Source organism: Microbacterium phoenicis, assembly GCF_047302325.1.
In the GTDB taxonomy this organism is placed as follows: Bacteria; Actinomycetota; Actinomycetes; order Actinomycetales; family Microbacteriaceae; genus Microbacterium.
Window position 1 is genome coordinate 792,845 of the sequence record NZ_CP154849.1, and the last position, 14,866, is coordinate 807,710.

Sequence of the window (14,866 nt, forward strand, 5' to 3'; positions counted from 1 at the left end):
CAACCATCCTCCTCTGGAGTGATCCGACGCGGGCCGGGATTAACGCAGGAAAGCGGCGGCGACGCCGGAGTCGACGGGGATGTGGAGTCCCGTCGTGCGCGAGAGTTCGGGGCCGGTCAGCACGTAGACCGCGTCGGCGACGTTCTCGGGGACGACCTCGCGCTTGAGGATCGTGCGGTTCGCGTAGAACTGTCCGAGGTCCTTCTCCTCGACGCCGTAGGTCGCGGCGCGGTTGGCGCCCCAGCCCGCGGCGAAGATGCCCGACCCGCGGACGACGCCGTCGGGGTTGATGCCGTTGACGCGCACGCCGTGCTCGCCGAGCTCCACGGCCAGCAGGCGCACCTGGTGGGCCTGGTCGGCCTTCGTTGCGGAGTACGCGATGTTGTTCGGGCCCGCGAAGACGGAGTTCTTCGACGAGATGTAGATGACGTCGCCGCCCATCTTCTGCTCGATGAGCGCCTTCGCCGCAGCCTTCGCGACGAGGAACGAGCCCTTCGCCATGACGTCGTGCTGCAGGTCCCAGTCCTTCTCGGTGGTCTCCAGCAGCGGCTTCGACAGCGACAGGCCCGCGTTGTTCACGACGAGGTCGATGCCGCCGAACGCGAGGACGGTCGCGTCGATCGCCGCCTGCACCCCCTCGGCATCCGCCACGTTCGCGGCGACGCCGATCGCGACGTCCGTGCCGCCGAGCTCTGCGGCTGCGGCCTGCGCCTTCTCGAGGTCGAGGTCGGCGACGACGACGCACGCGCCCTCGGCGGCGAGCCGCGTGGCGATGGCCTTGCCGATACCGGATGCCGCCCCCGTGACGAACGCGATGCGCCCCTGATGGGTCTTGGGCTTCGGCATCCGCTGCAGCTTCGCCTCTTCGAGCGCCCAGTACTCGATGCGGAACTTCTCGGCGTCGGAGATGGGGGAGTAGGTCGAGAGGGCCTCGGCGCCGCGCATGACGTTGATGGCGTTGACATAGAACTCGCCGGCGACGCGGGCGGTCTGCTTGTTCGCGCCGTAGCTGAACATGCCGACGCCCGGGACGAGCACGATGAGCGGGTCGGCGCCTCGGATCGCGGGCGAGTCGGCCGTCGCGTGCGCGTCGTAGTACGCCTGGTAATCGGCTCGGTAGGCCTCGTGCAGGTCGCGAAGGCGTGCGATCGAGTCCTCGACGGACGCGGATGCCGGCAGGTCGAGGATGAGCGGCTTGACCTTCGTGCGCAAGAAGTGGTCGGGGCAGCTCGTGCCGAGTTCCGCGAGCGCCGGAGCCTTCTCGGCGGCGAGGAAGTCGAGGACGACGTCGCTGTCGGTGTAGTGACCGACCATCGGCTTGTCGGCCGAGGCGAGGCCGCGGATGGTGGGCGCGAGGGCTGCGGCCTTCGCGCGGCGCTCAGCCTCGGGCAGTGCGTCGAAGCCCGCGCGGATCTCGCCGAAAGGCTGCGCCGCACCGTGTGCGTCGATGTAGGCCTGGGCGGTCTCGATGATCCAGAGGCTGTTGCGCTCGGACTCCTCGGAGGTGTCGCCCCAGGCGGTGATGCCGTGTCCGCCGAGGATGCAGCCGATCGCGTCGGGGTTCTCCGCCTTGATCGCCGCGATGTCGAGGCCGAGCTGGAAGCCGGGGCGCCGCCACGGGACCCAGGCCACCTTCTCGCCGAAGATCTCGGCGGTCAGCTTCTCGCCGTCGGCGGCAGTCGCGATCGCGATGCCGGCGTCGGGGTGCAGGTGGTCGACGTGGGCGGCATCCACCAGTCCGTGCATGGCGGTGTCGATCGAGGGAGCCGCGCCGCCCTTGCCGTGCAGGCAGTAGTCGAAGGCCGCGACCATCTCGTCCTCGCGCTCGACGCCCGGGTAGACGTCGACGAGCGCGCGCATGCGGTCGAGGCGGAGGACGGCGAGGCCCTGGGGCTTCAGCGTGCCGAGGTCGCCGCCCGAGCCCTTGACCCAGAGGAGCTCGACCGGCTCACCGGTGACGGGGTCGGTGTCGGTGCCCTTCGCGGACGTGTTGCCGCCCGCGTAGTTGGTGACCTTAGGGTCGGATCCGAGGCGGTTGCTGCGCGCGATGAGTTCGGCGGCGGCCGTGGGGGTGGGGGACATCGACTCTCCTGCGAGGCTCAGATGTGAAAGATCTTGTGAAACCTTTCACAATCTAACAGGCTCAGCGGATCTCGACCAGCCCCCGGAAGGCCGAGAGCCGTTCGTCGGCCGGGTCGAGCTCGGTCACGAGGAGGTCGACGTCGGTCCAGGAGAGGGCCCGCGCGACGGCGAGTCGTTCGAGCTTCGAGGAGTCCGCGAGCACGACGGTCTCGTCTGCATGTGTCGAGAGGACGCGCTTCACCTCGGCTTCTTCGAGGGTCGTCTCGCTCGTGCCGAATGACGGATCGAGGGCGGCAGCGCTCGTGAAGAAGCGGTCGTAGTGGAAGCGGCTCGCACTCTCGCATGCCTGCGCACCGACGAAGCTGCCGGTGCGCGGTTCCAGGCGACCGCCGAGGAGGATCGCGTCGACGCCGGGTCGCCCCTGTGCTGCGCGGAGGTTGTCGTACGAGTTTGTGACGACGAGCAGTTCGTCGCTGTCGTCGAGGGTGGAGATGAGCGCGCCGACCGTGGACGAGGCATCCATCGCCGCGGCACCGCCGTGGGGGAGCAGGTCGTGGGCTTTCCGCGCGATCTCGGCCTTGGCGCCGCCGCGCGCGGCGATCCGGGCGGTGAAGTCCTGCGGCACGATGGCGGCGACCGCGCCGCCCCGGACCCGGCGCGCGAGACCGTCGCGGACGAGGTCGTCGAGATCGCGCCGCACGGTCATCGCCGAGACGCCGAGCGCCTCGGCTGCCGGCTCGAGGCGGACGCTGCCGGACTCGGCGAGCATCTCGATGAGAAGCGACCGCCGTTCGGCGCTGAGCAACTGCGGCATGCGATCAGGGTAACGGTGTGCCGCGGCGACCTTAGGCTCGTTTCGTGAGCGAGCGTCCGGCGGTCATGTGCCCCACCTGCGGCGATCCGCTGCGCTTCGAGATCCTCGACGACGAGCGGTTCACCGTCGCGTGGTCGTGCCTCAATTGCGGACTCGTGCGCGTGACGGAGCCGCGCTGATGGGTCGGTGAGGATCGCTCAGCGCGCTGAAGGACTGTAGTCGGGTGTCGGGGCGGGGCCGCGTCCGGTGCAAACCGAGGCGACTAAAAAAGACAAGCGGAGGCACGAGACGCGGAGACGCATACGCTCCGAACGGATGGCTAGGCTTCGAGCATGTCCATGGACGCTAACGAGGTCGCCGCCGACGGTGACGCCACGACTCTTGGTGAGACGCTGGCGCTCAAGAACCTGCAATTCAAGTCGCTCACATTGCGAAACTTTCTGTCGTATCGGGATGCCACCATCGAACTAGGTGACTTCGTGGCTCTTGTTGGTCCGAACAGCAGTGGCAAGTCGAACGCGGTGGCCGCAATCAAGTTGCTTCGAGACATTCCCACTCACGGCCTGCCCAACGCGGTGCGGCGCAGAGGTGGGTACGACCAGCTGCGTCACCGCAGCGAGGGCCGGCCATACGAGCCCTCCTTGCGGCTTGAATTCCAGTTCGGCTCTGCTGAGGTGTCTCACTACGAACTCAAGCTTGGTTCGGTGGCGGGCAAGCGGTACGAGGTAAAGAGAGAGTCCGCTCACGTCTATTTCGGTCGAGAAGAATGGGGCTTCGAGAGCGACGGGACTCGGGTCGAAGTGCATAGCCCGGAGGAAGAGCGACCGGTCCCAGTCGCCCCCGGGCAAAGCGCACTGAGCACAGGAAGTCTCACCGCATTCCTCGTTCAGAGGGTGCTTCAGAGCCTGCAGGCTGTTGAGATCAACCCCTCGAGTGTTGCTGATCTTCAGGAGCCATCCTCGACGAGGCAGTTCGAGCCCGACGGGTCGAACGTAACAAGCGTATTCGAGAGCCTCACTGCGGCCCGCCGGACCGAACTCGTTGACCAGCTCGCCGCGATTGTTCCTGGCATTGCTCGGATCGAGCTAAGAAATCTGGCGGACCGACAAACCCTCGCGTTCTACCAAGCGACTGAGTCTAAAGATCGGATGTTCCTAGCGAAGCAGATGTCGGATGGGACACTGCGCAGTTTCGGCATCTTGCTGGCGATGCTTCAGCCAGCGTCGCCGTCGCTCATCGTCATCGAGGAGCCCGAGATTGCCATCCACGTTGGAGCCATGACAACGCTTGTAGACATCCTGCAGCAGCAGGCGAATGTGTCTCAGGTGTTAATCACGACTCACAGTGCGGACATCGTGAATGCGCTCCCCATTGAGGATCTTCGTGTCGTCTGGACAGAGAACGGTGAGTCTCGTCTTGCTCCGGTGTCAGATCACACTCGAGATGTGGTGCGGCGGGGTCTCATGACGCCGGGCGAGTTGTTGCGCGCCGATTCCCTGGACCCGGCGCTATGACGGTCCCAGCGGGGAAACCGCACATAGCACTAGTTGTAGAAGGCCCCGGAGATGTCCGAGCGGTTCCGATGCTGCTTAGGGCTCACCGCGCGCGAAGTGACGATTATGTCGATGTGATTGGCAAACCGGTTCCTTTCAATGGCAAGGGGAACGCCACTGCCGAAGGCGGGATAGAGGGGTATGTCGCCACCGCAGCACGCCCGGGCGCTGTGGGTGTGATCGTTGTGCTGGACGCAGACGATGAGCTGGTCTGTCAGGAAGGGCCAGAGCTTCTCGCTCGCGCGGAGAAGGAAGTCGGTGTGCCGGTGGTCATTGCTATCGCGGAACGTGACTACGAGGACTGGCTCTATGCGTCTGCCGAAACTCTCGGCTTTGATCCAGAACTCGAATATCAGCCGAATCGAAGGGGTAAGTCAGCCATTCCTAGCGCCCTGCTGCCCCAGAAGTATGTGAAACCTACACATCAACCTCGCATGACTGCCCGCATGGACGTCGGTCTGGCGGAGTTGCGCAGTCCTAGCCTCGCCCGATTGCTCCAGAAGTTTGACCACCTTCGGTCACTAATCCCCTGATGTCTTAGGCGAGGAGGCTCTGTTCGCCTGCTCGCAATCTTGGCGCGCCTCATCAGTTACGGTCCGGTGCGCATCAGCTCGGCCGTTCCGCGATGATCGCCCCGACGGGTCGTGTTCCGCGCTCGGCACGGCGGTGGACGGCGACGACGTCGAAGCCCGCAGACTCGAGGATCCGCTGCAGGTCGCGGGTCTTCCAGCGGTAGGCACGCACGACGGCGTGGTCGAACGCCTCCGTCTCGTCCGCGTCGAAACAGCCCAGCAGGAGCGACCCACCCGGACGCAGCACGCGCGCGAACTCGGTGAGCGGAACCGCGATCGCCGCGGGCTCGTGGTGGATCGTCGAGAACCAGGCGAGGATGCCGCCGATCGCGGCATCCGGTTCGTCGATCGCCTCGATGCTCTCGACGTCGAACCGGACGCCCGGGTGGGTCGCGCGGGCGTGGCCGATGAACTCGGGCACAAGGTCGATCCCGCGGATGTCGGCGCCCCGCTCCGCGAGGTGCTGCGTCCAATGGCCCGGCCCGCAGCCGGCGTCGATGAGGCGACCGGATGCCGCGGCTCCCCACGCCTCGATGAGGTGGCGATCCGCGTCGTGCATCGCGCCCACGGATCCGAGCGCTTCCGCATACTCCGCGGCCCGATGCGCGTACGCTGCGGTCGTGCGGGTCATCCTGCGAGGCTATCGACCGCGTCGGACCTGTGTCAGGATGCGGCGGTATGAGCACCGGCCCGGACTGGACGATCCGCATCCCCGGCTCCGAGGCCGACCAGCTCACCGAGCATCAACGGGCACTTCTGGACCAGGTGGAGGCGGAACTGCCCGCGTCTCGCGGTGGCGCGTATGACGTCTCGGCGGTCGAAGCTCGCGTCGCGCCGGTCGTCCGCGAGCTTTTCAGATCCGGGCTGACGGCCGAGCAGATAGCCGACAACAGCCGGCTCCGCCCGGCGTTCGTCACGCGGATCACCGGCAGGGGCGCGTGAGACGATCCCGGAGTGAAGATCACCCAGGTCCGTAACGCCACCCTGCTGCTGGACGTCGGCGGCATCCGCGTCCTCCTTGATCCCCTGCTGGGGGCGAAGGGCTCGCAGCCCGGCTTCGCCAGTGAACGACGCAACCCGCTGATCGATCTCGTGGTCCCGCTCGCGGACCTGCTGGACCCGGACATCGTGGTGGTGACGCACACGCATTCCGACCATTGGGATGCCGCGGCCGCCGCGCTTCTGCCGCGTGAGATTCCCGTCCTCGTCCAGCACGCCGAGGACGCCGCGGTGATCAGTGGCGCCGGTTTCACGCAGGTGATCGTCCTCGAGGAGCCGGCGACGCTGGGCGGCGTGACCTTCACGCGCACGGGCGGGCAGCACGGCTCCGACGCGACGCTCGCCGCGGCCCCGCGACTCGGTGAGGTCATGGGTGTGGTCATCGAGCATCCCGCGGAGCCGACCCTCTACGTCGCCGGCGACACCGTCTACCACCCGGCCGTCGAGGCGGCGCTCGCCGCGCACCAGCCGGAGGTCGTCGTCCTGAACACGGGCGAAGCCGTGCTCCCCGGACTCGACCCGATCCTGATGGGGGCCGAGGACGTCGTGCGCGTGCACAGTTTCGCGCCCGATGCCCGCGTCGTCGCCGTCCACATGGAGGCACTGGATCACTGCAACGTGACCCGCGCCGACGTGCGCGCGGTCGCGGAAGCGCAGGGGATCACCGCGGCCGTCCACGTCCCCGAGGACGGGCAGACGCTGACGTTCTGACGACCCGGCCCACGCTCGGGTTCCGGCCGCGCCTGCGGGTCGCGCCCGCCAGGGTGACCGGCGCGGGATACGTTCGATCCGACGGGCTGTTCCAGCCTGATCCCGTCGATGCCCGACTGTCCCACCCGACGACGCTCCGGCTCTTGCCGCTGGCCACGGACCAATGGCCAGTTCGCTCAGTACTCGCGCGCTTTTCGTGCGGTCTTTCCCCGCTCGAAGGAGCAGCAACCATGCCCTCGTCGACCCCGCCCCGCGCGGCCACGCAGACCATGACCGCGAAGGCGGGGCGTCACAGGAAGCTCTGGTGGACGGCCCTCGTCCTGTCGCTGATCGTCGCGATCATCGTGATCTCGCCGATCATCTGCACCCTCGCCGTCGCCGTCGCGATCACCGCAGGAGTCTCCCTCGGGAAGAAGACCCCGACGTTCCTGCGATTCACGTCGCCGGCCACCGCCACGCGTGCGCTGATCATCTCCGTCGTCGTCGCGCTGCTGTCGGCAGGGATGGCGAACCTCGTCCTGCCGCGGGCCGACACGACGGTGGACGAGGCGCCCGTCGCCTTCGCACCGGCATCCCCGGCTGCCGACGATGTGGTCGCGGTCGACGAGGATCAGCAGGCATCGCCGACACCGACCGAGACCGTCACGCCCGAGACCGCCGAGGCGGGCACCGCGCTCGCCGCTCTCGCGACCCTCGAGGTGAAGGGACGCGCGCCGAAGACCGGCTACGACCGCGATGAGTTCGGGCAGCGCTGGAAGGACATCGACCGCAACGGATGCGGGCAGCGCGACGACGTCCTCGCCCGCGACCTCGTCGGCGCGCAGAAGGACGGTCGGTGCGTCGTGACCTCCGGCATCCTCGACGATCCGTTCACGGGTGAGCGCATTGCGTTCGAGCGTGGCGAGGACACCTCGTCGCTCGTGCAGATCGACCACGTCGTGCCCTTGTCGGATGCCTGGCAGAAGGGTGCGCAGCAGCTCACCGCGCACCAGCGCGAGACCCTCGGGAACGACCCGCTCAACCTTCTCGCCGTCGACGGCGCTGCGAACGCGCAGAAGAGCGACAGCGACGCCGCGACGTGGCTGCCGAAGAACACGGAGTTCCGTTGCTCGTACGTCGCACGGCAGGTCTCGGTGAAGGTCGCGTACGAGCTGTGGGTCACGCAGGCTGAGCGCGACGCGATCGAGCGCATCCTGATGGGGTGCCCGGCGGAGCGACTGTTGACGTCGGACTACGCCGCGGACGCAATGGCGATCTCGGCCGAGCCCGCGGCGAAGCCCAGCCCGAGCGTGGCGCCGGCGCCGAAGCCGCAGCCGACGCGGGAGTCGAAGCCCGCGCCCGCGCCGCCGGCGGATGTGTACTACAAGAACTGCACCGCGGCCCGCGAAGCGGGAGCAGCTCCCGTGCACGTCGGCGACCCCGGCTATGCGAAGCACCTCGACCGGGACGGCGACGGCGTCGGCTGCGAGTAGCGGCGGTCGACAGGCGGGCCGGGGGCGGACACACTGGTCGCATGGATCCCCTGACGAGCGCCGTGCTCTTCATCGCCGTGTTCGCCGCCGGCTCGTACGTCCTCTACTGGGTCATCCGCAAGGCTGTCGCGCACGGCGTCCAGGAGGCGCGTCAGTCCGCGGAGAGCCAGCGGGTCGACGCGGGCTGAGCGGACGGGGCTCGTCGCGCGGAAAAGACGAAACCCCCGCGAATAGAAGCTTCGCGAGGGTTCCTAGAACCGTTGTAACGACGGTCCGTGTGGCTCCGACGGGCGTCGATCCCGTGACCTCACGATTTTCAGTCGTGCGCTCTACCAACTGAGCTACAGAGCCGCATGGCATCAGAAGTGCCATGTCCTAGACGAAAGGCCCGTGAATTCAACAGAAGCTGAAGACAAGGGCCTGTCGCTCGGAGCGACCCTGACGGGACTTGAACCCGCGACCTCCGCCGTGACAGGGCGGCACGCTAACCAACTGCGCTACAGGGCCATGCTTATTAAATTGTGGGAGTGACCCCAACGGGATTCGAACCCGTGCTACCGCCGTGAAAGGGCGGCGTCCTAGGCCGCTAAACGATGGGGCCGAGCGACCCCGGGGGGATCACGCTTACCGAGGGTCAAGCATATGCGATCCCCGGCGAATGTGCGAATCGAGGGCGCGCCGACCTCTTCGAGCGCCGAATCGGGGGCAGTATGACGGTGCCCGCCGCAACCTCCCTGTGACGAATGTGACCAGTGTTGCTACTGTGATGGGCGGATCAGCACGCCGTCTGGCCGAGGGAAGGGTGTGTGCAGTGACCGACCTGCCCGAAGCGACCGGAGCCGACTGCGGCTGCGCGCCCACCGCCGACGAGGCGCGTTCGTTCTCGTCGCGCATCAGCCGTCGCAACGTGCTGGGGCTCGGAGCACTCGGTGTGGCCGCGGCATCCACTGGCATCGGGTTCGCCCTCCCCGCCTTCGCCGCCACGTCGTACCCCAGCTGGGACGACGTCGAGAAAGCCCGCAAGAACGAGTCCGCCAAGGGCTCCGAGATCACCCGCATCCAGAACCTCATCTCGTCGCTCGAGAACGACGTCGTCGCCAAACAGGCCGAGGCCGAGCGACTCGGCGTCGAGTATCAGGACGCCCTCATCGCCTACGAGGACGCGGCCGCGCTCGCGGATCAGCGCCAGGCGCAGGCCGACGCCGAAGAGGAGCGGGCGAAGGAAGCCGCGTCGAAGCTCGGCGTGCTCGCGGCGCAGCAGTATCGCTCCGGCAAGGGCGACGCGACCCTCGACCTCTTCTTCTCCGACTCTTCCGCGACCGCCGACGACCTGCTGGGCCGCCTCGGCACGATGGACCGCCTCGTCGAGGCGAACCGCGACGTCTACGCCGCCGCCATCGGTGCCCGCGACAGTGCGAAGAACCTCGCCGCGCAGGCGCAGGTCGCCCGCGACGAACGCGACAAGCGCAAGGCCGAGGCCGAGCAGAAGATGCAGGCCGCGCAGGATGCCGCCGAAGCCGCCCAGGCCGCCCTCGCCGCCCAGAACGAGCACCGCGAGGTGCTCGAGGCTCAGCTCCAGGCGCTGCAGGACACGACCGCGAAGACGGTCGCCGGCTACAAGGCTGGTGTCGAGGCGGAACGCAAGCGCCGCGAGGAGGCGGCCCGCAAGGCCCGTGCCGAGGCCCTTCGTCGGGCGAAGATCGAAGAGGCGCGCCGCCTCGCCGAAGAGAAGCGTCGACGCGAAGAAGAGGCCAAGAACAACAGCGGCGGCGGTTCGTCCGGTGGCGGTGGCGGCGGTGGCGGTGGCAGCACCGGTGGCACTGTCCAGCCCTCCGGTTGGGTGCGTCCCGCGCACGGCTACATCAGCTCTTGGTACGGCGTTCGCGGCAGCATCTGCACGCCGAGCGGGTGCACGGCCAGCGGGCACCGCGGCATCGACTTCGCCAGCTCGTGTGGGTCGCCCATCTACGCGGCTGCCTCCGGCACCGTCGTCTTCGCCGGCTACAGCGGCGACTGGGGCAACTTCGTCAAGGTCCGTCACAGCGACGGCACCGTCACCGGCTACGCGCACATCATCGACGGCGGCTACGCGGTGGGCTACGGCGACTACGTCCGCGCCGGTCAGACCATCGCCTACATCGGCAGCACCGGCGCATCGACCGGCTGCCACCTGCACTTCGAGGTCTACCGCGGCGGCATCCGCGTCGACCCGGCGCCGTTCCTGCGCGCCCGCGGCATCAGCGTCTGACGCTCCGGGTCCCGAAACGACGAAGGTCGGATGCCGTGCGGCATCCGACCTTCTCGTTGTAAGCCTCAGAGGCTGTTGGGCGCTTCGCCCTCACCCTGCGTGCGGGTCTCGCCCTCGTGCTCGTCGAAGCGCGTGAAGGCCTCGGACACGAGGCGCTCGGCCTCGGCGGCGCCCGCCCACTCGTCGACCTTGACCCACTTGCCGGGCTCGAGGTCCTTGTAGCGCTCGAAGAAGTGGCCGATCTCACCCTTGGTCCACTCGTCGATGTCGTCGACGTCCTGGATGTGCGCCCAGCGCGGGTCCTTCGCGAGAACCGCGACGACCTTGTCGTCGCCGCCGGCCTCGTCGCTCATCTTCAGGACGGCGACGGGGCGGACCTTGGCGAGCACACCGGGGTAGATCTCGCGGTCGAGGAGAACCAGCACGTCGAGCGGGTCGCCGTCCTCGCCGAGCGTGTTCTCGAAGAAGCCGTAGTTCGCGGGGTACCCCATGGGGGTGAACAGAACGCGGTCGAGGAAGACGCGGCCTGTGCCGTGGTCGACCTCGTACTTCACGCGGCTACCGCGCGGGATCTCGATGACGGCGTCGTACGCGCCCATGCCTGTGCTCCTTTGAAAGTCCGGTGGGATGCGGGCATAAGCCTACTTGCGCGGCTGCGCGTGCCGAACTCAGTCTCCGCGGTTGCCGCACGCCCACGGCGACCCGAAACCACGCGGCAACCGCCGCCCCGGTGTGCGGCGCAGACTGAATACGGATCTCGCGGCCGGATAGCGTTGCTCTGTGCCGTCCCTGCATCCCGCCGTCGCCGAGGTCCGCCGTGCCGTCCGCACCGCACTGACGGGCCTGCCGCAGGGCGCCGTCGTCATCGTCGGGCTCTCGGGCGGCGCCGACTCGCTCGCGCTCGCGGCGGCGGTCGGCTTCGAGGCGCCGAAGCTCGGCCTGCGGGCGGCATCGCTCACCGTCGACCACGGCCTGCAGCCGGGCTCCGCCGAGGTCGCCTCGGCCGCGGGACGCGCCGCCGCGACGCTCGGCCTCGATCCGCTCATCGTCCGGGTTCAGGTCGGGACCGAGGGAGGACCCGAAGCTGCCGCGCGCGATGCGCGGTACAGCGTGCTGCGGGATGCCGCGCACGACGTGCGTGCCGCAGCGGTCCTCCTCGGGCACACGCTGGACGACCAGGCCGAGACGGTGCTCCTGGGCCTGGCGCGCGGATCCGGTGCCGGCAGCCTGCAGGGGATGGCGGCGGCATCCGATCTCGATGGCGTCCCCCTGCTGCGTCCCCTGCTCGAGGTGCGGCGCGCGACCACCCGGGACGCGTGCGCGGCGCAGGGACTCGAGCCCTGGGACGACCCGCACAACAGCGACCCGAAGTACGCGAGGGTGCGTGTCCGCGAGACCGTGCTGCCGATGCTCGAGACCGAGCTCGGCCCTGGGATCGCCGAGGCGCTCGTCCGCACGGCGGCGCAGTTGCGCGAGGACGCCGAGGCGTTCGACGAGATGATCGACGAGACCATCGAGGACATCGTCGAGCACGCCGAGGCGGGCATCGCCGTCTCGGTCGCCGCGCTCGCCGCCAACCCGCCCGCGCTCCGCCACCGCATCATCCGTCACGTCGTCGCGAGCGAATTCCACGTCTCGCTCACCCGCACGCAGACCCTCGAGGTGGCGCGCCTGGTGACGGACTGGGCGGGGCAGGGGCCGATCGACCTGCCCGGATGCCGCGCCCGCCGCGCGGGCGCCACGATCGAGTTCACGGACGCCGGATCCGGTCTTTAGACTTCTGCAATGCGCGCAGCCGAGATCGCCGACCAGCTCACCGATGTCCTCGTCACCGAGGAGGAGATCCAGGCCAAGCTGGAAGAGCTCGCCCGGCGCGTCGAAGCGGACTACGAGGGCAAGGATCTGCTGCTCGTCGGCGTGCTGAAGGGCGCGGTCATGGTGATGGCCGACTTCGCCCGGTCGCTGAAGCGCCCCATGGAGATGGACTGGATGGCCGTGTCGTCCTACGGCGCCGGCACCAAGTCGAGCGGTGTCGTGCAGATCCGGAAGGACCTCGACACCGACATCTCGGGCAAGCACGTCCTGATCGTCGAGGACATCATCGACTCCGGCCTGACGCTGAGCTGGCTGCTCGAGAACTTCGCGTCGCGCGGCGCGGCCTCGATCGAGGTGCTCGCACTGCTGCGCAAGCCCGAGGCCGCGAAGGTCGAGATCGACTGCCGCTACGTCGGCTTCGACATCCCGGTCGAGTTCGTCGTCGGCTACGGCCTGGACTTCGCGGAGAAGTACCGGAACCTCCGGGACGTCGCGGTCCTCGCACCCCACGTCTACTCCTGAATCCGCGCGGTACGCCCAAAACGAACGCACAGACCCCGCATAGCGCCGCGGGGGTAGCCTGAACGCACCATGAACGTCAAGAAGCTCTCCCGCAACCCGTTCGTCTACGTGGTTCTCATCGGCGTGCTCTTGATCATCGGCATGACGCTGATCTCGAACCTCACCGGTGCCAAGAGCATCACGACGCAGCAGGGCCTCTCGCTCCTCGACGGTTCGACGGTGAGCAAGGCCGTCATCACCGACGGCGACAACCGCGTCGACCTCACGCTGAACGAGGCGTTCGAGGGTTCGACGAACGTGCAGTTCTACTACGTCACGGAGCGTGCCGACACGGTCGTCCAGGCCGTGAACTCGGCCGCGCCGAAGGACGGCTACAACGACGTCGTGCCGCAGGGCAACTGGTTCGGCAGCCTCATCTCGATCCTCCTCCCCATCCTCATCCTCGGTCTGCTGTTCTGGTGGCTGCTCTCCAGCGCCCAAGGCGGCGGCAGCAAGGTCATGCAGTTCGGCAAGTCCCGCGCGAAGCTCGTGACGAAGGAGACCCCGACGGTCACCTTCGCCGACGTGGCCGGCTCCGACGAGGCCATCGAAGAGATGCAGGAGATCAAGGACTTCCTGAAGGACCCCGCCAAGTTCCAGGCCGTGGGCGCCCGCATCCCGAAGGGCGTGCTGCTGTACGGCCCTCCTGGAACAGGCAAGACCCTGCTCGCGCGCGCCGTCGCCGGCGAGGCGGGCGTGCCGTTCTACTCGATCTCGGGTTCGGACTTCGTCGAGATGTTCGTGGGTGTCGGTGCGAGCCGTGTCCGCGATCTCTTCAAGGAAGCCAAGGAGAACGCCCCGGCCATCATCTTCATCGATGAGATCGACGCCGTCGGTCGCCACCGTGGCGCCGGCATGGGCGGCGGTCACGACGAGCGCGAGCAGACGCTCAACCAGATGCTCGTCGAGATGGACGGCTTCGACCCGAAGGTGTCGGTGCTCGTCATCGCCGCGACCAACCGTCCCGACATCCTCGACCCCGCGCTCCTGCGCCCGGGCCGCTTCGACCGGCAGATCGGCGTCGACGCACCCGACCTCAAGGGCCGTCAGCGCATCCTCGAGGTGCACGGCCGCGGCAAGCCGCTCTCACCGTCGGTCGACCTCGCCGTCATCGCGCGCAAGACGCCCGGCTTCACCGGTGCCGACCTCGCCAACGTCCTGAATGAGGCCGCGCTCCTGACGGCCCGCTCGAATGCGCAGCTCATCGACATGCGCGCCCTCGACGAGGCGATCGACCGCGTCATCGCCGGTCCGCAGCGTCGCACGCGCGTCATGAAGGACAAGGAGAAGCTGATCACGGCGTACCACGAGGGCGGTCACGCCCTCGCCGCCGCAGCGATGAATCACACCGACCCCGTCACGAAGGTCACGATCCTTCCCCGCGGCAAGGCGCTCGGCTACACGATGGTGCTGCCGCTCGACGACAAGTACTCCGTCACCCGCAACGAGCTGCAGGACCAGCTGACGTATGCAATGGGCGGACGCGTCGCCGAGGAGATCGTCTTCCACGACCCGACCACGGGCGCCTCGAACGACATCGAGAAGGCCACCGGCATCGCGCGCAAGATGGTCACTGAGTACGGCATGACCACCGACGTGGGTCCCGTGAAGCTCGGCTCATCGTCGGGCGAGGTCTTCATGGGCCGCGACATGGGTCACGGCCGCGACTTCAGCGAGCGGATCGCGGAGCGGGTCGACGCGCAGGTCCGCGGACTGATCGAGCAGGCGCACAACGAGGCCTACGAGGTGCTGAACGCCAACCGCGAGATCCTCGACCGCCTCGCGCTGGCCCTCCTCGAGAAGGAGACGCTCGACCACATCGAGCTCGCCGAGATCTTCACCGATATCAAACGCCTCCCGCCGCGCCCGCAGTGGCTCTCGAGCAGCGAGCGCCCCGTCTCGACGCTTCCGCCCGTCGAGGTTCCGCGTCGCGCCGACGTCCCGGTCGCGGCGAACGCCGAGGCTGAGCAGACGGCTCCCGAGACCTCGCCGGCGCGCCACGCGACCGGACAGGCTCGACCCGCGACGGCCTGAGGCGG

Annotated in this window: 15 protein-coding genes and 3 tRNA genes; 11 read left to right on the forward strand and 7 right to left on the reverse strand. The window is 68.2% G+C overall.

All coding sequences use genetic code 11. The features are described from left to right. Positions 1-39: 39 nt before the first annotated feature. Both ABCU91_RS03880 and ABCU91_RS03885 read right to left on the reverse strand, forming a co-directional pair. Entirely contained in the window at positions 40-2,082 is a 2,043-nt protein-coding gene (locus ABCU91_RS03880) for a bifunctional aldolase/short-chain dehydrogenase (RefSeq protein ID WP_413354866.1), read from the reverse strand. Positions 2,083-2,143: 61 nt separating this feature from the next. Continuing rightward, entirely contained in the window at positions 2,144-2,896 is a 753-nt protein-coding gene (locus tag ABCU91_RS03885; RefSeq protein ID WP_413354867.1) for a DeoR/GlpR family DNA-binding transcription regulator, read from the reverse strand. Positions 2,897-2,940: 44 nt separating this feature from the next. On the opposite strand from ABCU91_RS03885, the gene ABCU91_RS03890 reads away from it, so the two are divergent. The 3 genes from ABCU91_RS03890 (at position 2,941) to ABCU91_RS03900 (ending at position 4,982) form a co-directional block, all read left to right on the forward strand. Further along, entirely contained in the window at positions 2,941-3,075 is a 135-nt protein-coding gene (locus ABCU91_RS03890; RefSeq protein WP_262981985.1) for a hypothetical protein, read from the forward strand. A 153-nt stretch (positions 3,076-3,228) separates the two neighbouring features. Beyond that, positions 3,229-4,410: an AAA family ATPase gene (locus ABCU91_RS03895; RefSeq protein WP_065571764.1), complete on the forward strand. Its 1,182-nt coding sequence runs from the start codon at positions 3,229-3,231 to the stop codon at positions 4,408-4,410. Between the two features lie 113 nt (positions 4,411-4,523). After that, on the forward strand, positions 4,524-4,982 hold the full coding sequence (locus tag ABCU91_RS03900) for a hypothetical protein (protein ID WP_411267693.1): 459 nt from the start codon (positions 4,524-4,526) through the stop codon (positions 4,980-4,982). Between the two features lie 73 nt (positions 4,983-5,055). On the opposite strand, the gene ABCU91_RS03905 is transcribed toward ABCU91_RS03900, so the two are convergent. Then, entirely contained in the window at positions 5,056-5,652 is a 597-nt protein-coding gene (locus ABCU91_RS03905) for a class I SAM-dependent methyltransferase (RefSeq protein ID WP_413354868.1), read from the reverse strand. Between the two features lie 47 nt (positions 5,653-5,699). Here ABCU91_RS03905 and ABCU91_RS03910 point away from each other — a divergent pair, with 47 nt between their 5' ends. The 4 genes from ABCU91_RS03910 (at position 5,700) to ABCU91_RS03925 (ending at position 8,391) form a co-directional block, all read left to right on the forward strand. Further along, on the forward strand, positions 5,700-5,963 hold the full coding sequence (locus tag ABCU91_RS03910; RefSeq protein WP_413354869.1) for a hypothetical protein: 264 nt from the start codon (positions 5,700-5,702) through the stop codon (positions 5,961-5,963). Positions 5,964-5,975: 12 nt separating this feature from the next. Next, a complete protein-coding gene (locus ABCU91_RS03915) occupies positions 5,976-6,731 on the forward strand; it encodes an MBL fold metallo-hydrolase (RefSeq protein WP_413354870.1) in 756 nt (251 codons plus the stop codon). Positions 6,732-6,961: 230 nt separating this feature from the next. Then, positions 6,962-8,203, forward strand: coding sequence for a DUF1524 domain-containing protein (locus ABCU91_RS03920; protein WP_413354871.1), 1,242 nt, complete (start codon positions 6,962-6,964; stop codon positions 8,201-8,203). A gap of 41 nt (positions 8,204-8,244) precedes the next feature. Further along, positions 8,245-8,391: a hypothetical protein gene (locus ABCU91_RS03925; RefSeq protein WP_413354872.1), complete on the forward strand. Its 147-nt coding sequence runs from the start codon at positions 8,245-8,247 to the stop codon at positions 8,389-8,391. Positions 8,392-8,481: 90 nt separating this feature from the next. Here the strand turns inward: ABCU91_RS03925 and ABCU91_RS03930 are convergent. The 3 genes from ABCU91_RS03930 to ABCU91_RS03940 all read right to left on the reverse strand — a co-directional run bounded on the left by ABCU91_RS03930 (position 8,482) and on the right by ABCU91_RS03940 (position 8,804). Further along, positions 8,482-8,554, reverse strand: a tRNA-Phe gene (locus ABCU91_RS03930). Between the two features lie 82 nt (positions 8,555-8,636). Further along, positions 8,637-8,710, reverse strand: a tRNA-Asp gene (locus ABCU91_RS03935). A 21-nt stretch (positions 8,711-8,731) separates the two neighbouring features. Next, positions 8,732-8,804, reverse strand: a tRNA-Glu gene (locus ABCU91_RS03940). Between the two features lie 210 nt (positions 8,805-9,014). Between ABCU91_RS03940 and ABCU91_RS03945 the strand changes: the two genes are divergently transcribed. Beyond that, a complete protein-coding gene (locus ABCU91_RS03945; protein WP_413354873.1) occupies positions 9,015-10,451 on the forward strand; it encodes a M23 family metallopeptidase in 1,437 nt (478 codons plus the stop codon). A gap of 65 nt (positions 10,452-10,516) precedes the next feature. Here the strand turns inward: ABCU91_RS03945 and ABCU91_RS03950 are convergent, their stop codons facing one another. Continuing rightward, complete coding sequence (locus ABCU91_RS03950) at positions 10,517-11,050, reverse strand: inorganic diphosphatase (RefSeq protein ID WP_018185764.1); 534 nt, start codon at positions 11,048-11,050, stop codon at positions 10,517-10,519. Positions 11,051-11,231: 181 nt separating this feature from the next. Here ABCU91_RS03950 and tilS point away from each other — a divergent pair, with 181 nt between their 5' ends. The 3 genes from tilS to ftsH all read left to right on the forward strand — a co-directional run bounded on the left by tilS (position 11,232) and on the right by ftsH (position 14,861). Then, complete coding sequence (gene tilS / locus ABCU91_RS03955; RefSeq protein ID WP_413354874.1) at positions 11,232-12,227, forward strand: tRNA lysidine(34) synthetase TilS; 996 nt, start codon at positions 11,232-11,234, stop codon at positions 12,225-12,227. A 9-nt stretch (positions 12,228-12,236) separates the two neighbouring features. Continuing rightward, positions 12,237-12,788 carry a hypoxanthine phosphoribosyltransferase gene (gene hpt / locus ABCU91_RS03960; protein WP_018185762.1) on the forward strand — a complete coding sequence of 184 codons (552 nt, stop codon included), beginning with the start codon at positions 12,237-12,239 and terminating at the stop codon, positions 12,786-12,788. A gap of 69 nt (positions 12,789-12,857) precedes the next feature. Further along, complete coding sequence (gene ftsH, locus ABCU91_RS03965) at positions 12,858-14,861, forward strand: ATP-dependent zinc metalloprotease FtsH (RefSeq protein WP_413354875.1); 2,004 nt, start codon at positions 12,858-12,860, stop codon at positions 14,859-14,861. Positions 14,862-14,866 lie beyond the last annotated feature (5 nt).